This is a genomic window from Pseudomonas reinekei, from assembly GCF_001945365.1.
GTDB classification, from domain to species: domain Bacteria; phylum Pseudomonadota; class Gammaproteobacteria; order Pseudomonadales; family Pseudomonadaceae; genus Aquipseudomonas; species Aquipseudomonas reinekei.
This window is the reverse complement of sequence record NZ_MSTQ01000005.1, coordinates 166,237-187,288: the sequence shown is the minus strand read 5'-3', so window position 1 is coordinate 187,288 and position 21,052 is coordinate 166,237. Positions and strand designations below refer to the sequence as shown.

The window sequence follows — 21,052 nt, the reverse complement described above, 5'->3', positions numbered from 1 at the left end:
CCGCCGTTTCCCGTGACCTGAAGCCACCATGACTCTTAAAAGACTTTCTGTTGTATTGCTGGCCTGCCTGACGTTGTCCGCTTGTGGCGGTGTCGACCCGAATTCGCCGCTGGGTCAGCGCAAGGCCATTTTCAAGCAAATGCTCAAGACCGGCGAAGACCTGGGTGGCATGTTGCGTGGCCGTATTCCGTTCGACGGGGCGAAATTCGCGGACGGCGCGGTGAAGCTCGACGCGTTGTCCCATGAGCCGTGGAAGCACTTTCCACAAGTGCGTGAAGAAGACCATACCAGCGCCACAAGCGATGTCTGGGAAAAACAGGCCCGCTTTCAGGAGATGGCTCGCACCCTCGAAGCCGCCACCGGTGAATTGGTGATTGCCAGCAAGGTCCAGCCCTACAAGGCCAGTAACCTGGGGCCGGCGGTGCAGAAGGTCGAAGACGCCTGTAGTGCCTGTCATAAAGAGTTTCGGGATCATTGATTGACACAAGTGTGGCGAGGGAGCTGGCTCCCTCGCCACAAAATGCGCTTCACGCCATCAGCCCGGAGCGTCTTACTTATCCAGCTCGTCCACGGCTTCCTGCAACTCCTTACGGGACTCGGCGAGCTTGTCCTTGCGCTTGTTGATCTTCTCGGGGTCGCCTTTTTTCATGGCCTTGTCGAGGTCGGCCTGACGCTGGCTGACTTCGTGCTTGGCTTCGAGCACCTTGTTTTCCCGTTCCTTTTTCAGCGAGGCATCGGTGCAGTGGGCAGTGACTTCGCTGAGGGCTTTTTCCAGGCCGGCCTGCTGATCGGCATTGCCGTGGGATTTGGCCAGCTCGATCTGGTTGATGATGCCTTGTTTCTTGGCCGCGCAGCCGGTCAGGCCTGGCGCGTCTTCGGCGGCCATCAATGGAGCGGCCATTACGCTGCAAAGGGTCAACAGGGCCAGCGGTGAAAGAAATTTCATAAAAGCTCCATGTGAAAAGGCAATCTTGTCGATGCGGCGATGGCTTGTTTGAGCCCATCGGTACTATTGGGTTCCCGGGTCGGCTGGTGTCGGCGGCTGCCTGAACCCTTCAATGCCTGCCTCACCCAGTGTTGCGCTCAACGCCAGGACCTGCGGATCGCGAAAAAACGCACTTAACTGCGCCGCACGCCCCGGGCCGATGCCCGGTTCGGCCTGCCATTGTTGAATGTCCCGTTGTGCCAGTGCCTGCCATGAGCCGCCCAATTGCGCCTGCCCTGTAGGCGGAAGCCCCAAGGCCTTCAGCCAGCGGGCAAATGGACGTTGCCGGGCAGTGTGAAAACTGTCCATCAGTCGAGCAGCGCTGCGCTCGCCGAAACCGTCAATGTTAGCAAGCTCTTGAACATCGAGGGTCAACCAATCCAGAAGACTGTTCAGGCGACCTGTTGCAAGAAGTTTTTCCCAAGTACCAGGACCGACATGGGGCAGGGCCAGACCCTGTTTGCCGCTGAGCCAGGTGAGGCGTGCGAGAAACTGTTGCTCACAGTCTGGTGACGGCAACCAGCAACTCAACGAGTGAAAGTCCTGCGCCTGCGGCACGCGGATTTCCAGCCGTTCGCTGCTGCGTAACACCACACTGTCGAGCCTCGGGATGGTCAGGCCTGCCAGGCTGATGGCGACCTGATCCCCGGGGCGGATGTCCATTGCCTGCCAGCGTTGCAAAGAACTCACGCTGACTCGCTGGATTTGTCGGTCATCGAGCATCACTGGCGAAAGCTCCAGCACGGGGGTGATCCGCCCGGTCCGGCCAATTTTGAAGTTCACCTTGCGGACCTCAGCCAAGGCCTGGGCGAAGGGATATTTCCAGGCGACGCTCCAGTCAGGCGGTTTGGCCTGCCAACGATCAGCAGACGGGCGTTTGCCCTGGCGCAAGACGATTCCATCGCTGGCAAAGGGCAGGGGCGAGCGGTACCAGTGCTCTCGCCAGCGTTCGGCGTCGGAGAAGGCGCCGATCACCTGATTAAAAACCGCGATATCCGCAAAACCCAGCTCATGGAGCTTCGTGATTCGATCCGGCAAGTGCGCAGGGCCTTCAGGCCACTCCCAGACAAACAGACCGACCCCGGCGGCTTGTTCAGCGCTCAACCGTTTGCGAGCCATCAACCCGGCGACCGTGGCACGTGCGTTGAGGCTGCCGGCCCGGGACTGCACGTGATCAGTCAGGCGCCAGTAGAGTTCGCCTTGTACCAACAGATCCAGCGGTTGGGCCAATTGTTGGGGGATAGCAGGCATCTGGCGTACTGAAGAGGTCCAGTCCTGGCCCTGCGTACCGTCGCCGCGACTGATGGCTTGGGTCAGCAAGCCCTGGCGATAAATCAGGGTCACTGCCACGCCGTCTACCTTGGGCTGTGCCCAGACATCCTTACGGCCGCGCAGCCAGTTTTCGACAGCTTGCGTATCGTGCAATTTGTTCAGGCCGGTATGGGCGACGGGGTGCGCCAGCGTTCCGCGCGCAGTGCTTAGCGGGTTTGCAGTGGCGCTCGCATCGAAGCATTGGCGCCAGTCATTCAGCCGTGCACGGGACTGATCGTAGAGTTCGTCGGCGACCAGGGAGCGACCTTGGCGGTGATAGTTGTCGTCCCAGAGGTCTATTTGCTTTTGCAGTGCGGTGATTTCGTTTGAGGCGCGTTCGGGAAGCCAGTCGGGGCATACAGCGGCGTCCGCACCCAAGCTGGCAAAGACCAGTACAGAAGTGCAGAACAGGGGCAGGTTTAAAGGCATCGCGAGCTTCCTTGCTCAATGAGTTGCCTGAAGATTAGGAAGGATTTGCGAGGTTGCTCGTACAGGTGTTTTTCAGTGTGTTTCGATGCTGGAGGGCCGAAAGATCGTCCGGACGCGGTCAAAGCCTTCGACTGCTCTTACAGGTAGGCGTCGCCGAGAAAAAAGCCCCGCACGGCGAACCGTGCGGGGCTTTTGGTACCGCCAGGGAAGACTTACAGGCCGGCTGCGGAGCGCAGGTCTTCGGCGCGGTCGGTTTTTTCCCAGGTGAACGTGGTGAACGTGTCGTCACCCACGGTCTTGGTAGCCGGGGTGCGACCGAAGTGGCCGTACGCAGCGGTTTCCTGGTACATCGGGTGCAGCAGGTCGAGCATGGTGGTGATCGCGTATGGACGCAGGTCAAACACTTCGCGGACCAGTTTGATGATCTTGTCGTCGCTGATCTTGCCGGTACCGAAGGTGTTCAGCGAGATCGAAGTCGGCTGAGCAACACCGATCGCGTAGGAAACCTGGATCTCGCAACGCTCGGCCAGGCCCGCAGCGACGATGTTCTTGGCCACGTAACGACCGGCGTAGGCGGCCGAACGGTCAACCTTCGATGGGTCTTTACCGGAGAACGCGCCACCACCATGGCGAGCCATGCCGCCGTAGCTGTCGACGATGATCTTGCGACCGGTCAGGCCGCAGTCGCCCACCGGGCCGCCGATGATGAACTGGCCAGTCGGGTTGATGTGGAACTGGGTGTCCTTGGACAGCAGTTCGGCAGGCAGCACGTGCTTGACGATCAGCTCCATCACGCCTTCGCGCAGGTCGTTGTACGACACGTCCGGGTTGTGCTGGGTCGACAGAACAACGGCGTCGATACCGACCACCTTGCCGCCTTCGTAACGGCAGGTCACTTGCGACTTGGCGTCCGGACGCAGCCATGGCAGCAGGCCGGATTTGCGGGCTTCGGCTTGCCTTTGAACAAGCTGGTGCGAGAAGGTGATCGGTGCAGGCATCAGCACGTCGGTTTCGTTGCTGGCGTAGCCGAACATCAGGCCCTGGTCGCCGGCGCCCTGATCTTCAGGCTTGGCACGGTCGACACCCTGGTTGATGTCAGGGGACTGCTTGCCGATGATGTTCATCACGCCGCAGGTCGCGCCGTCGAAACCAACGTCGGAGCTGTTGTAGCCGATGTCGGTGATCACGTCACGAACGATCTGCTCCAGGTCGACCCAGGCCGTGGTAGTGACTTCGCCGGCGATGATGGCAACGCCCGTTTTCACCAGAGTCTCGCACGCCACACGGGCGAACTTGTCTTCAGCAATGATGGCGTCCAGCACCGCATCAGAAATCTGGTCGGCGATTTTGTCCGGATGCCCTTCAGACACGGACTCGGAGGTGAAGAGGGAGTATTCGCTCATCTCGATGTTTTCCTGAATTTACCGATGGTGAGTGTCGCCAGGCGGTCGCTGAAAATGGCGGACCTGAATCTGGAAACCATTACGTAAGCCTACATACAGGCTTTCCCCGGGAACGAGTCCCGCAGCGGTGGCCCAGCGGGCCAGATCGTCCTGTTCAAACCCCAGCCAGAGATCACCGCAGGCCTCCTTGGCCCAACTCTGGTTGTGGCTACATAACTCTGTCACTAACAGGCTGCCGCCTGGTTGCAGCAATTTGGCCATGTGCTTGAGCGCATCGGCCGGTGCGGCAAAATGATGCAGCACCATGTTCAATACAACGCAATCAGCCTTGAGGCTGACACCGTTCAATGCATCGGCGAGTTGCAGGTTGACGTTCGTCAGCAATTCGCGCTCACAAACCTCGCGTGCCAGCTCAAGCATCGCCGGGCTGTTATCCACAGCGGTGACCTGGAAGAAGCGACGCGCCAGTTCCGGTAGAAATGCACCGTCGCCGGGGCCGACTTCGATGGCCGTGCTGCCTTCACCGAAACCCAGCTTGTCGAGCAACGCCAGCACGCTGTCGCGGTACTGTGGCAGGCCGGCGATCAAATCTTGTTGGGCGCGAAATTTCTCCGCAACCCGGGCGAAAAAGTCCTGGCTGGCCGCCGCTCGTTGCCCATGTACCTGGGCGATCCGTGCCTGCACTTCGATCGGCAGGCTCAGCTCATCCACTTCTTCGAGCAACGCCGCGTGCAATTTGCCCCCCAGCAGCTCGGTGTGGGGCAGGGCACGCCGGTAAAAAATCGCGTTGCCTTCACGGCGGGTCGCCACCAGGTCGGCCTGGGCCAGTACCTTGAGGTGGTGACTCATGCCCGACTGGCCAATGCCAAAGATTTGAGCCAGTTCCAGCACGCCAAACGAATCGTTGGCCAGCGCGCGCAAAACATTCAGACGCAGAGGATCGCCGCCGGCCTTGCACAGGGCCGCCAGCTCATCGCAGTCGTCATGTCGGATGGAAGGCATGCGTAAGTTCATAAGGCCGGCAGTCTAGTCACGCACTTGACGCATCGCAAGTGCAATATCAAAAAGTTTTGATATTGCACGATAGATGGCACTTCTTAGCGTTAGCTCCAGTCAACAAACGAACGGCGGAAAGGTTTCACCAAGCGAAACCCTGGCAATCCATTGGAAAAACGTCTCCAGATGACTATCTGTCATTGCCCCGAGGCGTCCGTGTGAGGGAAAATGCTCGCCTTTTTTCCGTTTCATTTTTATCACTCTCGATTCAGAACCCGCAGGAGAACAGCGATGCCTAGCCGTCGTGAGCGTGCCAACGCCATTCGTGCCCTCAGCATGGATGCCGTGCAAAAAGCCAACAGCGGCCATCCCGGTGCCCCTATGGGTATGGCAGATATCGCCGAAGTGCTTTGGCGCGACTACCTCAAGCACAACCCGAGCAATCCATCGTTCGCCGACCGTGACCGCTTCGTGCTGTCCAACGGTCACGGCTCGATGTTGATCTATTCACTGCTGCACCTGACCGGCTACGACCTGTCGATCGAAGACCTGAAGCAATTCCGCCAACTGCACAGCCGTACCCCTGGTCACCCGGAGTTCGGTTACACCCCAGGTGTCGAGACCACCACCGGTCCCCTGGGCCAAGGCCTGGCCAACGCCGTGGGCTTTGCGCTGGCAGAAAAAATCCTGGCGGCGCAGTTCAACCGTCCTGGCCACAACATCGTCGACCACCACACCTACGTGTTCCTGGGTGATGGCTGCATGATGGAAGGCATTTCCCACGAAGTCGCTTCCCTGGCCGGTACCTTGGGCCTGGGCAAGCTGATTGCCTTCTACGATGACAACGGCATTTCCATCGACGGCGAAGTCGAAGGCTGGTTCACCGACGACACGCCGAAGCGTTTCGAAGCCTACAACTGGCAAGTGATCCGCAATGTCGACGGTCACGACCCGGAAGAGATCAAGACCGCCATCGAGACCGCGCGCAAGAGCGAGCTGCCGACCCTGATCTGCTGCAAGACCACCATCGGCTTCGGTTCGCCGAACAAGCAAGGCAAGGAAGACTGCCACGGCGCCCCATTGGGTGACGCGGAAATCGCCCTGACCCGCGCTGCGCTGAACTGGAACCACGGCCCGTTCGAAATCCCGGCCGACATCTACGCCGAGTGGGACGCCAAGGAAGCCGGCCGTGCCGCAGAAGCCGAGTGGGACCAGCGTTTTGAAGCCTACTCCGCCGAATTCCCGGCATTGGCCATTGAGCTGATGAGCCGCCTCAACGGTGATCTGCCGCTGGACTTCTCGGCCAAGGCCGACGAGTACATCGCCGAAGTGGCCGCCAAGGGCGAAACCATTGCCAGCCGCAAAGCCAGCCAGAATGCCCTGAATGCCTACGGTCCGTTGCTGCCTGAGCTACTGGGCGGTTCGGCTGACCTGGCCGGCTCCAACCTGACCCTGTGGAAAGGGTGCAAGGGCGTCACCGCCGAAGATGCCAGCGGCAACTACATGTACTACGGCGTGCGCGAGTTCGGCATGAGCGCCATCATGAATGGTGTCGCACTGCACGGTGGCCTGGTGCCTTACGGCGCGACCTTCCTGATGTTCATGGAATATGCCCGCAACGCGGTACGCATGGCGGCGCTGATGAAGCAGCGTGTGATCCACGTCTACACCCACGACTCCATCGGTCTGGGCGAAGACGGCCCGACGCACCAGCCGGTCGAGCAACTGACCAGCCTGCGCACCACACCGAACCTGGATTGCTGGCGTCCAGCGGATGCGGTCGAATCGGCCGTGGCCTGGAAACACGCGATCGAGCGCAAGGACGGTCCTTCGGCCCTGATCTTCTCGCGCCAGAACCTGCAGCACCAGACCCGTGACGCTGGCCAGATCGCCGACATCAGCCGTGGCGGTTATGTGCTCAAGGACTGCGCAGGCGAGCCTGAGCTGATCCTGATTGCCACCGGTTCGGAAGTGGGTCTGGCTGTTCAGGCTTTCGACAAGCTGACCGAGCAAGGCCGCAAGGTACGTGTGGTTTCCATGCCGTGCACCAGCGTGTTCGATGCCCAGGATGCCGGCTACAAGCAATCGGTTCTGCCGTTGCAGGTCAGCGCCCGTATCGCCATCGAAGCCGCTCACGCGGACTACTGGTACAAGTACGTGGGCCTGGAAGGTCGCGTCATCGGCATGACCACCTACGGCGAGTCGGCGCCTGCGCCTGCCTTGTTCGAAGAGTTCGGCTTCACCCTGGAAAACATCCTGGGTCAGGCTGAAGAGCTGCTGGAAGACTGATCCAGAAGTCGCGTCGTCTGGACTTCCGCCTTCGCGAGCAGGCTCGCTCCCACAGGGATCTACATTGTCCATGTGGGGGCGAGCCTGCTTGCGAAAGCGGTGGTTCAGACAACGCTGCAATGACAGATTCACCACGGTAATCGAGAACCCCATGCCTCAACCGCGTCCCTACAAAGTTGCACTCAACGGCTACGGCCGGATTGGTCGTTGCGTCTTGCGTGCGTTGTTCGAGCGAGGCTCGTCGGCCGGGTTTGAAATTGTCGCGATCAACGATCTGGCCGACATGGCCAGCATCGAATACCTGACACGCTTCGACTCCACTCACGGGCGTTTCCCCGGAGAGGTGAAGGTCGACGGCGATTGTCTGCATATTAATGGCGACTGCGTGAAGGTCCTGCGCAGCGCCACTCCCGAAGGCATCGATTGGGCGTCGTTGAACGTCGATCTGGTGCTGGAGTGCTCAGGCGCCTACCACACCCGCGAAGACGGCCAGCGCTTCCTCGACGCTGGTGCCCCGCGAGTGCTGTTTTCCCAGCCGATGGCCAGCGAGGCGGATGTCGACGCCACCATCGTCTACGGTGTGAACCAGGATTGCCTGACGGGCGACGAACTGCTGGTCTCCAACGCGTCCTGCACCACCAACTGCGGCGTGCCGCTGTTGCGTCTGCTGGACCAGGCGATTGGCCTGGAATATGTGTCGATCACCACCATCCACTCGGCGATGAACGATCAGCCGGTGATCGATGCCTATCACCACGAAGACCTGCGCCGTACCCGTTCGGCGTTCCAATCGGTGATCCCGGTGTCCACTGGTCTGGCGCGTGGCATCGAGCGTCTGCTGCCGGAACTTGCCGGGCGGATTCAGGCCAAAGCGGTACGTGTGCCGACGGTGAACGTGTCTTGCCTCGACATTACGATGCAGACGGTGAGCGATACCGACGCCGCCGAGGTCAACCGGATCCTGCGCGAGGCGGCTACCAGCGGCCCGCTCAAAGGCCTGTTGGCCTACACCGAGCTTCCCCATGCAAGCTGTGATTTCAACCATGACCCACATTCGGCGATCGTCGATGCCAGTCAGACCCGTGTTTCCGGCCCAAGGCTGGTGAACATCCTGGCCTGGTTCGACAACGAATGGGGTTTTGCCAACCGAATGCTGGACGTTGCAGATCACTATCTGCAAACAGCGACTTCAAAAAAACCTGCTCTCTAAGATCAGCTACTCAGGAAATGCGACCCATGACCGTGTTGAAGATGTCCGACCTCGATCTGCAAGGTAAGCGCGTATTGATCCGCGAAGACCTCAACGTCCCTGTCAAGGACGGTGTTGTCACCAGCGATGCGCGAATCCTGGCTTCGCTGCCGACCATCAAGCTGGCCCTGGAAAAAGGTGCAGCCGTGATGGTCTGCTCGCACCTTGGCCGTCCGACCGAAGGCGAGTTCTCGGCCGAGAACAGTCTCAAGCCAGTCGCCGACTACCTGAGCAAGGCCCTGGGCCGTGAAGTACCGCTGGTGGCCGACTACCTCGGTGGCGTCGACGTCAAGGCCGGCGACATCGTGCTGTTTGAAAACGTGCGCTTCAATAAGGGCGAGAAGAAGAACGCCGACGACCTGGCCAAGCAATATGCCGCCCTGTGCGACGTATTCGTGATGGACGCTTTCGGTACCGCTCACCGTGCCGAGGGTTCGACCCACGGCGTGGCCAAGTTCGCCAAAGTCGCTGCGGCAGGTCCGCTGCTGGCGGCCGAGCTGGACGCACTGGGCAAGGCCCTCGGCGCCCCGGCCCAGCCTATGGCTGCCATCGTTGCCGGCTCCAAGGTGTCGACCAAACTCGACGTGCTGAACAGCCTGAGCCAGATCTGCAACCAGTTGATCGTCGGCGGCGGCATTGCCAACACCTTCCTGGCCGCTGCCGGTCACCCGGTCGGCAAATCGCTGTACGAGCCGGACCTGCTGGACACCGCTCGCGCCATCGCCGCCAAAGTCAGCGTGCCGCTGCCGGTCGACGTGGTGGTTGCCAAGGAATTCGCCGAAAGCGCTACAGCCACGGTGAAGCTGATCGCTGACGTCGCCGCCGACGACATGATCCTCGACATCGGCCCGCAGACCGCAGCGAATTTCGCCGAGCTGCTCAAATCGTCGAAAACCATCCTGTGGAACGGCCCGGTCGGCGTGTTCGAGTTCGACCAGTTCGGTAACGGCACCAAAGTGTTGGCCCAGGCCATTGCCGACAGCGCGGCGTTCTCCATCGCTGGTGGCGGCGACACCCTGGCCGCCATTGATAAGTATGGCGTTGCTGAGCAGATCTCCTACATTTCTACCGGTGGCGGCGCGTTCCTCGAATTCGTCGAAGGCAAAGTGTTGCCGGCCGTTGAAGTCCTGGAAAGCCGGGCCAAGGCCTGAGGTCGCCCGTTTGGCCAGGCAAGGGAGTGTTCTTATGGTCAAGTCGTTAGCGTTGTTGATCGTCGCGGGTTCGCTGGCGGCTTGCGGGAGTAACCCGAAAGCTACCCCGGAGCCTGTGCCGGCCGCGCCCCGGAACGGTTGCTACCAGGCCGACTGGCAGGCGGAAACCAATCCGGTGCTCAACAAGCGCTCAGGGCCTGATGGTCTGGACAAATACGAGACACAGACCCCCGCCAAGGAACATGGTTGTCCTTGATGGGTCTGACTCTTTACTCAGGGCTGTTGGCGTGCGCCGTCAGCCGAGGAACACGGATGAAAGGTTTTATCGCCGTTGCGGCGCTGGCACTGCTGGCAGGATGCGCCAACTTGAACCCGTTCCAGTCATCCGCTCCGGCGGATAACTGGACCACGTGGACCTGCGACAGTCAGGCCAAAGTGCTCTGGCGTTATACCGATGACAGCCGCACGCAAGTCGATGTGCGCCTGGGTGGCGCCGATCAGGTCTATCGCCTGAAGGAAGAACCGGGTGCTTCGGGTTCGCTGTACAGCGACAACATGCTGGCGTTTCACATTAAAGGTGAGGAAGGCCTGGTTTACTGGGTCGCCACCAATGATTTGATTGGGCGTGGCTGTAAAGCGCAGTAATTGACACACCGCAGGCCTGATGTGGGAGCGAGCCTGCTCGCGATAGCGGTCTGACAGGCGCTGCAATGTTGGCCGCAAGATTGCTTTCGCGAGCAGGCTCGCTCCCACGGGGACCTGCGTTGTTCTTGAGATTTTGCACCACCGGATTCGCAGCCGGGTTTAACCCCCGATCTGCAATAACTTGAATAGCCGCCGCCGCTCCGGCAGGCTGGCACGATTAACGACCCTCAACCGGGAGAGACACACACAATGGCACTTATCAGCATGCGCCAGATGTTGGATCACGCAGCCGAGTTCGGCTACGGCGTTCCAGCTTTCAACGTCAACAACCTTGAGCAGATGCGCGCCATCATGGAAGCCGCTGACAAGACTGACTCCCCGGTGATCGTCCAGGCTTCGGCCGGTGCTCGCAAATACGCCGGCGCGCCGTTCCTGCGTCACCTGATCCTGGCAGCCATCGAAGAATTCCCGCACATCCCGGTGTGCATGCACCAGGACCACGGCACCAGCCCTGACGTTTGCCAGCGCTCCATTCAACTGGGCTTCAGCTCGGTGATGATGGACGGTTCCCTGGGCGAAGATGGCAAGACCCCGACCGATTACGACTACAACGTCCGCGTTACCCAGCAAACCGTTGCGATGGCTCACGCCTGCGGCGTTTCGGTAGAAGGCGAGCTGGGCTGCCTGGGTTCGCTGGAAACCGGCATGGCCGGTGAAGAAGACGGTATCGGCGCCGAAGGCGTTCTGGATCACAGCCAGATGCTGACCGACCCGGAAGAAGCCGCTGACTTCGTAAAACGTACCCAGGTGGATGCCCTGGCCATCGCCATCGGCACCAGCCATGGCGCTTACAAGTTCACCAAGCCGCCTACCGGCGACGTGCTGGCGATCGACCGCATCAAAGAGATCCACAAGCGCATTCCGAACACTCACCTGGTGATGCACGGTTCGTCTTCGGTCCCGCAAGAGTGGCTGGCGATCATCAACCAGTACGGCGGCGACATCAAAGAAACCTATGGCGTGCCGGTTGAAGAAATCGTTGAAGGCATCAAGCACGGCGTGCGCAAGGTCAACATCGACACCGACCTGCGTCTGGCGTCCACTGGCGCAATGCGTCGTCTGATGGCCACCAACCCGAGCGAATTCGACCCACGTAAATTCTTCGGCGCCACCGTCACCGCCATGCGCGACGTGTGCATCGCTCGCTACGAAGCCTTCGGCACCGCCGGCAACGCTTCGAAGATCAAGGCGATCTCGCTGGAAGGTATGTATCAGCGTTACCTCAAAGGTGAGTTGAACGCCAAGGTCAACTAAGACTTCGACGTTTGAGTTGCATTAAAACCCGCCGAGAGGCGGGTTTTTTTGTGGGCGCAGGTCTGCCTATTTATCGTGATCGATATCCAGCTTGCTAAATGTCACTTTCCCGCCTTCACTGGTGTACCCGGTGTTATCCTGAACGTACACCCCGGCTTTGAAATACAGCGGTTTGTCCCGCCATGTAGCGCTGATTTTGGTGTCCCACTGGTAGCCCGCGCCACTGACACCGAGCGCGCCGCCGGGGCTCAAGTGAATAAGGTAATTGAATTCACGGTTGAGCTTGATGCCGGTGGCGAGGGTGATGACCCGGCTTTCTGAGTCGGTCGGGTGCATTCTGACTTTAATGACAAGGTTGCCGGTTTCGGTGCTGGTTTTGTATTGGTATTCGAGTTTGACCATCGGTTTCTGGCTGTTGTAAGCATGGATCTGGCCGATGACGATTTTTCCGGAACTCGGCACCTGGTTCACCGTGAGGGTGGCGCGCAGCAAGTTGTCGGCGTCCGGGTAATACCAGTTGCGCAGCGTGCCGTTGCTGTAGGTTTCGCGCAGTTCGGTGCGTGGGTAGATTGCGTTTTCGGTTTTGGAGCCGGTCACGGGCGACCAGAAAAACAGCACACCAGTATTTGAATGGAAGTATTGATCCTTGAAGCCGTTCACCAGTTTGGAGGTTTCAACAGTGTACGGCGGGCTGCCGACGGGTACGCTGAGGTTCCACGTTGCGAGGTCGATCATAAAATAGCTTCCACAAATTGTGCTGCACGCACGTGCCAGAAGCTCTAGCACGTGCCTTGGAGGGCGGTCTTTATAATCGTAGGTGGACGCTTTGTTAATGTCGGACCGACAAATGGATGACGTCAAAATCCTGTTAAAAGGCCATCTTTCCCGTTTTTAGCGGCCTGCAGAGACGACCGTTAGTCGGCGAATTAACCCTTTGGTTAGATGATGGCGTACTGACAGCTTCTGATTTTGTTGATCCCGGTCTAGAGTGAAGGCACAGTATTTGTCCGGTTTTCACGAGAAACCGGCCTGACGTCCCGAATAGAGAAGCAGCATGGAATGCGCGCGCACCCCGCCAATTGAAGGCAACTCAACGTTATTAATCGTCGACGATTATCCTGAAAACCTGATCAGCATGCGCGCATTGTTGCAGCGCCAGGACTGGCACGTCATCACGGCGGCCTCGGGTTTCGAGGCGCTAAGTCTGTTGCTTGAACACGATGTCGACCTGGTGCTGCTGGATGTGCAGATGCCGGGCATGGACGGTTTCGAAGTCGCGCGCCTGATGCGCGGCAGCCAACGGACACGGCTGACGCCGATTATTTTCCTGACCGCCAACGAACAGTCCCAGGACGCCGTGATCAAGGGCTATGCCAGTGGCGCCGTGGATTACCTGTTCAAACCGTTCGATCCGCAGATTCTCAAGCCCAAGGTCCAGGCGTTGCTGGAGCACCAGCGCAATCGTCGGGCCTTGCAGCGCCTGAGCCACGATCTGGAGGTCGCGCGCGCCTTCAACGCCTCGGTGCTGGACAACGCCGCCGAAGGCATTCTGGTGGTGGACGAGGACGGTCTGATCCGCTTCGCCAACCCGGCGATGTCGCGCCTGCTCAGTGCCACGGTGCAGGAGCTGCAAGGCAAGGAGTTTCTGGATTACCTGCAAAAACCGCACATTCCGGTGTGGGCCGATTCGGACTTGCTGGCCGGCTACAAACGCGGTGAGACATTGCGCCTGCACGACGCGTTGTTGCGAACCGCCCCCGGCCAACAGGTGCCGGTAGCTTTGTCCTGCGCACCCTTGTCTGCCGAGCAGCATGCAATGGTGGTCACCGTGCTGGACATGTCCGTGGTGCGCCACTTGCACCAGCAACTTGAATTCCAGGCGGTCACCGATCCGCTGACCGGGTTGCTCAACCGCCGGGGTTTCTATCAGACGGTGGAAAACCTGCTGTTGCGTGGCGAGCGAACCGACAGTGCATGGGTCCTGATGTACCTCGATCTCGATGGTTTCAAACGGGTCAATGATTCCCTCGGCCACGATGCCGGTGATCGGGTGTTGCGCTGGGTATCCGAGCAGCTGAAGGCCTGCTTGCGGCCCTTTGACATCCTGGCGCGCATGGGCGGCGACGAATTCACCGCGTTGCTGGATCTGGAGTTCCCCGAGCAAGCGGCCAAGATTGCCGAGAAGTTGATTGAGCGGGTATCGATCTGCCAGCAGATCGACGGTCTGGATATCGCGCTGGGCGCGAGCATCGGCATTGCCACGTTTCCGGATTGCGGTGCCAATCTGGACGGTTTGCTGCGGGCTTCTGACATCGCGATGTACGAAGCCAAGCGCGCCGGTCGCCAGCAGTATCGTTTTTACGATCATGAAATGAATGGCCGGGCCCGCTCACGGCTGATGCTTGAAGAAAGCGTGCGCGATGCTATCGAGAACCGCGATTTCAACCTGGTCTATCAGCCACAGGTGGCCATTGCCGACGGGCGGATTCGCGGCTTTGAAGCACTCTTGCGCTGGCAGCATCCGAGCGTTGGCGACGTGCCGCCGGGGCTGTTTTTGCCGTTGCTGGAAGAGGCGCGGTTGATCAGTCGCTTGGGCAGCTGGATTTACCAACGCAGTGCCGGACAGCGCAAAGCCTGGGAAGCCCTGTTTGCCGACGATCTGGTGCTGGGCGTCAGCTTGAGCAGCACGCAGTTCGCCATGCCTAACCTGGTCACCGAATTGCGTCAGGTATTGGAGCGTCATGGTTTGCAGTCGCGTCACCTGGAAGTCGAAGTGACGGAAGAAGCCTTGACCTTCAACCCCGAAGAAACCCGCAAACAGCTGCGTTTGCTGCGCAATCTCGGGGTCCGGGTAGCGCTGGATGATTTCGGTTCCGGCCCGTGTTCGCTGTCCCATTTGCGCGACCTGGAGCTGGACACGCTCAAGCTTGACCGGCATTTGATCGCTCGCCTGCCCGAGTCTTCACGGGACGCGGCGCTGGTGCGCAATGTGATCGAGTTGTGCAAACAGTACGGCATGCTGGTGATCGCCGAGGGGGTGGAAACCGTTGCGCAATATCAGTGGCTGCAAGCCAATGGCTGCGAGTATGTGCAGGGCTTCCTCGTGGCGCGTCCGATGATGGCCGAAGACACCGGCCACTTCTCGCAGCCGTTCGACTGGAGCGCGTTGACCGGTTGAATTCGCTACACTGGCGACCTGTTCATGATCTGTGTTGCCGCTGCGATGACTGCGTTGAAATACCTCCAGGCCTATCCCGCTTCCTTGCAGGATCAAGTGCGCCAGCTGATCGCCGAAGGTCGGCTGGGCGAGTACTTGAGCAAGCGTTATCCGGACCAGCATGGCGTGCAGAGCGACAAGGCGCTGTACACCTACGCGCTGGATCTCAAGCAGGAATACCTGCGCAACGCCCCGGCCATCGACAAGGTGTTGTTCGACAACCGCCTGGACCTGACGCACCGTGCCCTCGGATTGCACACCACCATCTCCCGGGTGCAGGGCGGCAAGCTCAAGGCGAAAAAGGAAATCCGCATCGCTTCACTGTTCAAGGAAGCGCCTTCGGACTTTCTGAAAATGATCGTGGTGCACGAGTTGGCGCACTTCAAAGAGTCCGATCACAACAAGGCGTTCTACAAACTGTGCGAGCACATGCTGCCCGGGTATCACCAGGTGGAGTTTGATGTGCGGGTTTACCTGACGTGGCGGGACATGCAATAAAAGATTTTCTGAATAACAAGAGGCACAGGGATGGACGTAAGCAAGACCAAGAGCAGCTTTTACCGCCGCTTGTACGTGGCGTACCTGATCGACAGCGGCCTGGCCAGCAGTGTTCCGGCGCTGACCGAGGTCACCGGCATGCCCCGACGCACAGCCCAGGACACCCTCGCAGCGCTGGCCGACCTGGATATCGTTTGCGAATTCGAACAGGAAGAAGGCGCGCGCAACCATGCCGGCCGCTACCGGATTCGCGACTGGGGGGCGATTGATCGGGGGTGGATCGAGCGCAATTTGCGGCAGATAAAAAACGTGTTGGCGTATCCCTGAGTTTCTCGCTGCCAGTGCTGACGCTATCGCGGGCAAGCCCGCTCCCACAGGTTCAGGGGCGGTTGCAGATTTTCGATGTGCCCGCGATCACTGTGGGAGCTGGATTGCCAGCGAGAGTGTCCTCAGGAACGCCGCATTCCAATGTGTGGAATGCCATCCTCTACATACTCTTCCCCCACCACCTCAAACCCGTACCGCCCGTAATAACCCTGCAAATGCGCCTGCGCCGAGAGATAGACCGGCATGTCCGGCCAGCGCTTTTCGGTCTGCTTCAATGCCTGAGCCATCAGCTCATGGCCGAGCCCGGTGCTCCGCGCCGGTGGTGCAATGATCACCCGGCCGATCACCACATCACCACCCTGAAGCTCAGGGTCCAGCAAGCGCAGGTACGCCACGAGCCGATCACCGTCCCACGCCATCAAATGGCAGGTATCCCCCTCCAGGTCCTGACCATCGATGTCCTGATAAATACATTTTTGCTCGACGACGAACACCTCGCTGCGCAGCTGCAAAATGGCATAAAGCTGTTCTTTGCCCAGATCGCTGTGGTGTTTGCAGACCCAATCGATTGTCATGTTCTGATTCCCTGAAAACGTCTGCTCGATACTAAGCGCCTGGGCGCTGGATGTCTGTATGGCAGAGAAATCTGTGACAAAGACCAAAATGCCATCATTCATTTCGCGCGCTGTTGTCTTCTTTGTGTAATCTGGAGTCAAGCGATGCGAAGTGGCTTCAATGAGCTACCGTTTAGTGCCTGTCTGTGCTGTTACCGGGTCTTGGGGTTTTGGCTGAAAACATGTCGGGTAGCCGCCCGCTAAGGATTTTCAAGCATGCCGCGATTGCATCGAGCCTTTGCTTTGATTGGATTGCTGTTGCTGACTCACAGTGCGGCAGCGGAAAAGCTGCGGCTGGTGGCTGACGCCTGGCCGCCGTTTACCGACGCGACACTGGTCAATGGCGGTCTGGCCACGGACATTGTCAGCACCGCACTGGCGCGGGCCGGTTATGCCAGTGACTTCGAACAGGTGCCTTGGGCGCGCGCCCTGCTGGGCGTGAGCGAGGGCCGATACGATGTGCTGGTTAATGCCTGGTACACCGAAGAGCGCACGAAACTGGGGAAGTTTTCCAGTGAGTACCTGGTCAATCGCGTGCGCTTTCTCAAACGCAAAGACGCGCCCATCGAATTCAACAATCTGCAGCAACTGCATACTTATCCAATTGCGGTGGTGCGAGGGTATGCCTACTCACCGGCCTTCGATGAAGACCAGTCGCTGCAGAAGGTCCCGGTGCACAGTTTCGCGATGGCCGTGCGCATGGTGGCCGCCGACCGGGTCAAGCTGACCCTGGAAGATGAATACGTCGCGCGTTATTACCTGGCCCGTGAGCCTGCCAAGGTGCGCAATGCCGTGGAGTTCCTGCCCAAACCGCTGAGCGAGAATGGCTTGCATATCCTGGTCAGTTTGAAGAACCCCGGGCATGAGCAAATCGTCGCCGGTTTCGACCGGGCGATTGCTGCGATGAAGGCGGATGGGAGTTATGAGCGATTGCTCAAGCAGCATGGGATGTAGGTGGGGCCCAGCCAGCCAGGGCCAGTCTCAACCCTCACTCGTATCCTTGATCAAATGCGCGGCCAGCGTCCGCAACGGCCCCAACTGCCGGCAGATCAACGCCAGTTGCGTCTGTACCAGCCGTTGCCCTTCATCGATCTCATCGGGCATCTGCTCAAGCGCGTTGGCCAGCGCTTCTTCCTCATCGCTCTGAATTGCAATCGCCGATTTGCTCGCCAGGCCTTGGGCGATTTCGTCGATACTGGCGGCCAGTTTCACCCCGGCACCTTCGATCAAATGCTCGCGTACATCCGCCGGCAAAAGGGTTTCCCGATGCGCGCCGAGACCGGACAAGTAACTGAGCAAGGTGTGCGACAACACCAGAAAACGGAAACCCACATCCGCTTCCTTACGGAAATGCCCTGGCTCCATCAGCATGTTGGCCAGGGTGGTCGACAGCGCGGCGTCGGCGTTGTGTGCGTTGCGCCGGGCCAGGCGATACGCCAGGTCGTCGCGTTTCCCGGCGGCGTATTGCTGCATGATCTGGCGCAGGTAAATGCTGTTGCAGGTCAGCGTGTTGGCCAGCACTTTGTTCAGGCGTCGACCCTGCCAGTCCGGCAGGAACAGGAACACCGCCAGCCCGGCGATCAGGCTGCCGAGCAAGGTATCGAACAGCCGTGGCAGGAACAGCCCGTAACCGTCGCCCACCTGGTTGAAGCAGAACAGCACCATCAGGGTGATCGCCGCCGTCGCCAGGGTGTAGCGGGTGGTGCGGTTGGTAAAGAACACCACCCCGGCGGCGATGGCGAAGCATGACTGGATCAGCGGATTGGGGAACAGGTCGAACAGCGCCCAGGCCAGGGTCAGGCCGATGGCGGTGCCGATGATCCGCTGGCCGAGCTTGCGGCGGGTGGCGCCGTAGTTCGGTTGGCAGACAAACAGCGTGGTCAGGATGATCCAGTAGCCCTGGGACGGGTGGATCAAATGCACCATCGCGTAGCCGATGCTCAAGGCCAGGGGCAAGCGCAGGGCGTGGCGGAACAGCAGCGACGTTGGCGTCAGCTGCGTGCGCAAACGAATCCACACATCCTTGAGGTTGCGCGGCGAGCGGTCGAGCAGGCTGCTGTCTGTGGCGTCCGCCAGCGCATCGGGGTTGCTGGCGTCGCTCAGCAAGCGGTCGAGCGTGCCGAGGTTCGCGGCCAGCGCCCGCAATGAGCGCAGCAACCCGCGCCAGGCCGGATTGCTCTGGATGCGCAAATGTTCGAGGGAGGCGTGCAGGTCGCTCAGGGCTTCAGCGAAGCTGGCGTCATAGATGAATGGCTGACGCATCTGGATCGACTCGGCCAGTGCGCGACAGGCCTTGCCTTGCTGGCGCAGCAGGCGCTGACAGCGGAACAGCACGTCACTGTGGAAAAACGCGTCGGCCAGGGCGTTGTAAGGGTAATGCGAAGAACTGGCACGCTCGTGGATGTCCTGGGCGAGAAAGTACAGCTTCAGGTAACGGCTGACTTTCGAGCCCGGCCGACCGTTGCCGACGCGGTGCAGAATGATCTCCTTGGCCGCGTTGAGGGCCGCCACCACACGACCGTTCTGCTGCGCCAGTTCCAGTCGCCGTGCTTCCACGTCCATCTGCCGGATTGGCTCGAACAGTGAGGATTTCAGCTTCAGGTAAAAGCCCAACTCGCGGAACAGTCGCGCCAGGCTCTGCTGCACCGGCTGGTTGGAAAACAGTGCCTGCCACAACACCGACAGCGCGCCGTACCAGGCGGCACCGGCCACCAACAGCAGCGGCTCGTGCCAGAAATCGGTGACCGCACCACCGCGCTGGTCCACGCCGATCATGGTGTAGACCGACAGGATCAGCGTCGCCGAGGCAATCGCGCCATAGCGTTCGCCGAGCGCACCGAGCATCGTCAGGCAGAACGCGGCGAGGGCAAAGGCAATGATGAAGAGGTAGGGGTAAGGAAACAGCAGTTCGACGGACAGGGCGGCAACGGCAAAACACACCAGCGTCACCGCCAATGCGTTGAGACGGCCCTGCCAGCTGTCGTCGGTCTCGGCCAGGGCGCTGGCGATAATTCCGAGGAACAACGGGATCAGCAGCCCCATTTCATCCTGATACCAACACAGCGCCATGGTGCCGGTCAGGGCAATGAATACCCGCACGCTGTAGCTGAATTTATCCAGCGCCCAAAGGCGACGCAGAGACTGGCTGAACGAAGTCGATGACATGAAGTGCGAGGGCCTTCCGAGGCAATGACGCTAAATTGAGCCACTAATGACGCCGACGCAATGGCGCCGATCACATCAGACAGCAAAATTTGTTCCTTTGAGATCCTGTGCCGACCGTGATCTTTGAGATTGATATAGAACCTTGTGGGAGCTGGCTTGCCAGCGATAGCGACCTGACAGTCAACAAAGAGGTTGAATGTACCGGCCTCATCGCTGGCAAGCCTGCTCCCACAGGGATTGTATTGACATTGGTCAGACGTACTGCGCAGCCGCATAGCCCGAGGCCCACGCCCACTGGAAATTGAAGCCGCCCAGATGCCCGGTCACGTCGAGCACTTCGCCGATGAAATACAGGCCAGGGCTTTTCAGTGATTCCATGGTCTTGGAGGACACTTCGTTGGTATCCACACCACCCAATGTCACTTCGGCAGTGCGATAGCCTTCGGTGCCGGCCGGCACGACTTTCCAGCTCGCCAGTTTTTCGGCGATGGCGGCGATTTCGGCGTGGGTGTACTGCTTCATCGGTTTGGAGACGAACCAGTTATCCGCCAACAGATTGGCCATCTTCTTGGTGAAAATTTCACCAAGCAGGGTTTTCAGCTCGCTGTTGGGGCGCTCGGCTTGCTGCTGTTGCAGCCAGTCGGATACATCATGGTCCGGCATCAGATTGATCTCGACGGTATCGCCGGATTCCCAGAACGAGGAAATCTGCAAAATCGCCGGGCCGCTGAGGCCGCGGTGAGTGAACAGAATGTTCTCGCGAAAGCTCTGGTCGTTGCAGCTCACCAGGCAATCCACCGACGTCCCGGACAGTTCGCTGCACAGCTCCTTGAGTTGATCGGTGATGGTGAACGGCACCAGGCCGGCGCGGGTTGGTAGCAATTCGTGGCCAAATTGCCTGGCCACCTGATAGCCGAAACCGGTGGCGCCCAGGGTCGGGATCGACAGGCCGCCCGTGGCGATCACCAGGGATTCGCACGTCACCTGGCCGAGGGTGGTGTCGAGCAAGTAACCCTTCTCGAGCTTCTCGATGGTCTGGATCGAGGTATCCAGGTGCAGGCTCACGCCGACCTGATCGCACTCGTTGAGCAGCATCTCGAGGATGTCGCTGGATTTGTTATCGCAGAACAACTGCCCGAGTTTTTTCTCGTGATACGGCACACCGTGCTTGGCGACCATGCCGATAAAATCCCACTGGGTGTAGCGGGCTAGCGCCGATTTGCAGAAATGCGCGTTCTGCGAAAGAAAATTGCCCGGTTCGGTGTACATGTTGGTGAAATTGCAGCGGCCACCGCCCGACATCAGGATTTTCTTGCCCGCCTTGTTCGCATGGTCGAGCAACAACACCTTGCGCCCGCGCCCGGCGGCAGTCAGCGCACACATCAACCCTGCGGCGCCAGCGCCAATGATCACGACTTCGGTAGAGCGCAAAACGGTGTCCTCTTGATGGTTCACCACA

19 protein-coding genes are annotated in these 21,052 nt (G+C 59.7%); 11 read left to right on the top strand and 8 right to left on the bottom strand.

The features are described 5' to 3' along the window. Positions 1–28: 28 nt before the first annotated feature. Complete coding sequence (locus tag BVK86_RS09920; RefSeq protein WP_075946268.1) at positions 29–478, top strand: c-type cytochrome; 450 nt, start codon at positions 29–31, stop codon at positions 476–478. Between the two features lie 72 nt (positions 479–550). Here the strand turns inward: BVK86_RS09920 and BVK86_RS09915 are convergent, their stop codons facing one another. From BVK86_RS09915 to BVK86_RS09900, 4 genes are all read right to left on the bottom strand, one after another. Further along, positions 551–946, bottom strand: coding sequence for a DUF1090 domain-containing protein (locus BVK86_RS09915; protein WP_075946267.1), 396 nt, complete (start codon positions 944–946; stop codon positions 551–553). Between the two features lie 63 nt (positions 947–1,009). Further along, entirely contained in the window at positions 1,010–2,725 is a 1,716-nt protein-coding gene (gene ligB, locus BVK86_RS09910) for an NAD-dependent DNA ligase LigB (protein WP_075946266.1), read from the bottom strand. Between the two features lie 212 nt (positions 2,726–2,937). Further along, positions 2,938–4,128: a methionine adenosyltransferase gene (metK, locus tag BVK86_RS09905; RefSeq protein WP_075946265.1), complete on the bottom strand. Its 1,191-nt coding sequence runs from the start codon at positions 4,126–4,128 to the stop codon at positions 2,938–2,940. 18 nt (positions 4,129–4,146) lie between these two features. Then, a complete protein-coding gene (locus BVK86_RS09900; RefSeq protein ID WP_075946264.1) occupies positions 4,147–5,142 on the bottom strand; it encodes an ArsR/SmtB family transcription factor in 996 nt (331 codons plus the stop codon). 273 nt (positions 5,143–5,415) lie between these two features. On the opposite strand from BVK86_RS09900, the gene tkt reads away from it, so the two are divergent. From tkt to fba, 6 genes are all read left to right on the top strand, one after another. Then, positions 5,416–7,413 (top strand): transketolase, encoded by a 1,998-nt coding sequence (gene tkt, locus BVK86_RS09895; protein ID WP_075946263.1) that lies wholly within the window; start codon positions 5,416–5,418, stop codon positions 7,411–7,413. A 151-nt stretch (positions 7,414–7,564) separates the two neighbouring features. After that, entirely contained in the window at positions 7,565–8,623 is a 1,059-nt protein-coding gene (epd, locus tag BVK86_RS09890; protein WP_075946262.1) for an erythrose-4-phosphate dehydrogenase, read from the top strand. Between the two features lie 26 nt (positions 8,624–8,649). Then, on the top strand, positions 8,650–9,813 hold the full coding sequence (locus BVK86_RS09885) for a phosphoglycerate kinase (RefSeq protein ID WP_075946261.1): 1,164 nt from the start codon (positions 8,650–8,652) through the stop codon (positions 9,811–9,813). Between the two features lie 34 nt (positions 9,814–9,847). Then, the gene (locus BVK86_RS09880) at positions 9,848–10,069 is read left to right on the top strand and encodes a hypothetical protein (RefSeq protein ID WP_075946260.1); all 222 of its coding nucleotides are present in this window, start codon (positions 9,848–9,850) and stop codon (positions 10,067–10,069) included. A 56-nt stretch (positions 10,070–10,125) separates the two neighbouring features. Further along, the gene (locus BVK86_RS09875) at positions 10,126–10,458 is read left to right on the top strand and encodes an MliC family protein (protein ID WP_075946259.1); all 333 of its coding nucleotides are present in this window, start codon (positions 10,126–10,128) and stop codon (positions 10,456–10,458) included. A 249-nt stretch (positions 10,459–10,707) separates the two neighbouring features. Beyond that, complete coding sequence (gene fba, locus BVK86_RS09870; protein WP_007981624.1) at positions 10,708–11,772, top strand: class II fructose-bisphosphate aldolase; 1,065 nt, start codon at positions 10,708–10,710, stop codon at positions 11,770–11,772. 66 nt (positions 11,773–11,838) lie between these two features. On the opposite strand, the gene BVK86_RS09865 is transcribed toward fba, so the two are convergent. Beyond that, positions 11,839–12,507 carry a polysaccharide lyase family 7 protein gene (locus BVK86_RS09865; protein WP_075946258.1) on the bottom strand — a complete coding sequence of 223 codons (669 nt, stop codon included), beginning with the start codon at positions 12,505–12,507 and terminating at the stop codon, positions 11,839–11,841. A 319-nt stretch (positions 12,508–12,826) separates the two neighbouring features. Between BVK86_RS09865 and BVK86_RS09860 the strand changes: the two genes are divergently transcribed. Genes BVK86_RS09860 through BVK86_RS09850 form a run of 3 tightly spaced genes read left to right on the top strand, consistent with a single transcriptional unit; the run spans position 12,827 to position 15,814 of the window. Beyond that, positions 12,827–14,950 (top strand): putative bifunctional diguanylate cyclase/phosphodiesterase, encoded by a 2,124-nt coding sequence (locus BVK86_RS09860; RefSeq protein ID WP_075946257.1) that lies wholly within the window; start codon positions 12,827–12,829, stop codon positions 14,948–14,950. 45 nt (positions 14,951–14,995) lie between these two features. Then, positions 14,996–15,487, top strand: a complete 492-nt coding sequence (locus tag BVK86_RS09855) for a M48 metallopeptidase family protein (RefSeq protein ID WP_075946513.1) — start codon at positions 14,996–14,998, stop codon at positions 15,485–15,487. Positions 15,488–15,517: 30 nt separating this feature from the next. Further along, entirely contained in the window at positions 15,518–15,814 is a 297-nt protein-coding gene (locus BVK86_RS09850; protein ID WP_075946256.1) for a winged helix-turn-helix domain-containing protein, read from the top strand. Between the two features lie 122 nt (positions 15,815–15,936). Here the strand turns inward: BVK86_RS09850 and BVK86_RS09845 are convergent, their stop codons facing one another. Further along, on the bottom strand, positions 15,937–16,389 hold the full coding sequence (locus tag BVK86_RS09845; RefSeq protein ID WP_075946255.1) for a GNAT family N-acetyltransferase: 453 nt from the start codon (positions 16,387–16,389) through the stop codon (positions 15,937–15,939). Between the two features lie 255 nt (positions 16,390–16,644). On the opposite strand from BVK86_RS09845, the gene BVK86_RS09840 reads away from it, so the two are divergent. Further along, entirely contained in the window at positions 16,645–17,382 is a 738-nt protein-coding gene (locus BVK86_RS09840) for a substrate-binding periplasmic protein (RefSeq protein ID WP_075946254.1), read from the top strand. Positions 17,383–17,409: 27 nt separating this feature from the next. On the opposite strand, the gene yccS is transcribed toward BVK86_RS09840, so the two are convergent. Together yccS and BVK86_RS09830 are read right to left on the bottom strand one after the other, a co-directional pair. After that, complete coding sequence (gene yccS, locus BVK86_RS09835) at positions 17,410–19,593, bottom strand: YccS family putative transporter (RefSeq protein ID WP_075946253.1); 2,184 nt, start codon at positions 19,591–19,593, stop codon at positions 17,410–17,412. A gap of 252 nt (positions 19,594–19,845) precedes the next feature. Further along, positions 19,846–21,024 (bottom strand): BaiN/RdsA family NAD(P)/FAD-dependent oxidoreductase, encoded by a 1,179-nt coding sequence (locus BVK86_RS09830; protein ID WP_075946512.1) that lies wholly within the window; start codon positions 21,022–21,024, stop codon positions 19,846–19,848. Positions 21,025–21,052 lie beyond the last annotated feature (28 nt).

Excerpts from the sequence above, each read along its gene's own strand:
- BVK86_RS09915 (WP_075946267.1), bottom strand. The coding sequence starts at position 946 with ATGAAATTTCTTTCACCGCTGGCCCTGTTGACCCTTTGCAGCGTAATG.
- BVK86_RS09875 (WP_075946259.1), top strand. The coding sequence starts at position 10,126 with ATGAAAGGTTTTATCGCCGTTGCGGCGCTGGCACTGCTGGCAGGATGC.
- BVK86_RS09920 (WP_075946268.1), top strand. The coding sequence starts at position 29 with ATGACTCTTAAAAGACTTTCTGTTGTATTGCTGGCCTGCCTGACGTTG.
- BVK86_RS09865 (WP_075946258.1), bottom strand. The coding sequence starts at position 12,507 with ATGATCGACCTCGCAACGTGGAACCTCAGCGTACCCGTCGGCAGCCCG.
- BVK86_RS09880 (WP_075946260.1), top strand. The coding sequence starts at position 9,848 with ATGGTCAAGTCGTTAGCGTTGTTGATCGTCGCGGGTTCGCTGGCGGCT.
- tkt (WP_075946263.1), top strand. The coding sequence starts at position 5,416 with ATGCCTAGCCGTCGTGAGCGTGCCAACGCCATTCGTGCCCTCAGCATG.
- metK (WP_075946265.1), bottom strand. The coding sequence starts at position 4,128 with ATGAGCGAATACTCCCTCTTCACCTCCGAGTCCGTGTCTGAAGGGCAT.
- ligB (WP_075946266.1), bottom strand. The coding sequence starts at position 2,725 with ATGCCTTTAAACCTGCCCCTGTTCTGCACTTCTGTACTGGTCTTTGCC.
- BVK86_RS09860 (WP_075946257.1), top strand. The coding sequence starts at position 12,827 with ATGGAATGCGCGCGCACCCCGCCAATTGAAGGCAACTCAACGTTATTA.
- BVK86_RS09850 (WP_075946256.1), top strand. The coding sequence starts at position 15,518 with ATGGACGTAAGCAAGACCAAGAGCAGCTTTTACCGCCGCTTGTACGTG.
- epd (WP_075946262.1), top strand. The coding sequence starts at position 7,565 with ATGCCTCAACCGCGTCCCTACAAAGTTGCACTCAACGGCTACGGCCGG.
- BVK86_RS09885 (WP_075946261.1), top strand. The coding sequence starts at position 8,650 with ATGACCGTGTTGAAGATGTCCGACCTCGATCTGCAAGGTAAGCGCGTA.
- BVK86_RS09900 (WP_075946264.1), bottom strand. The coding sequence starts at position 5,142 with ATGAACTTACGCATGCCTTCCATCCGACATGACGACTGCGATGAGCTG.
- yccS (WP_075946253.1), bottom strand. The coding sequence starts at position 19,593 with ATGTCATCGACTTCGTTCAGCCAGTCTCTGCGTCGCCTTTGGGCGCTG.
- fba (WP_007981624.1), top strand. The coding sequence starts at position 10,708 with ATGGCACTTATCAGCATGCGCCAGATGTTGGATCACGCAGCCGAGTTC.
- BVK86_RS09840 (WP_075946254.1), top strand. The coding sequence starts at position 16,645 with ATGCCGCGATTGCATCGAGCCTTTGCTTTGATTGGATTGCTGTTGCTG.
- BVK86_RS09855 (WP_075946513.1), top strand. The coding sequence starts at position 14,996 with ATGACTGCGTTGAAATACCTCCAGGCCTATCCCGCTTCCTTGCAGGAT.
- BVK86_RS09845 (WP_075946255.1), bottom strand. The coding sequence starts at position 16,389 with ATGACAATCGATTGGGTCTGCAAACACCACAGCGATCTGGGCAAAGAA.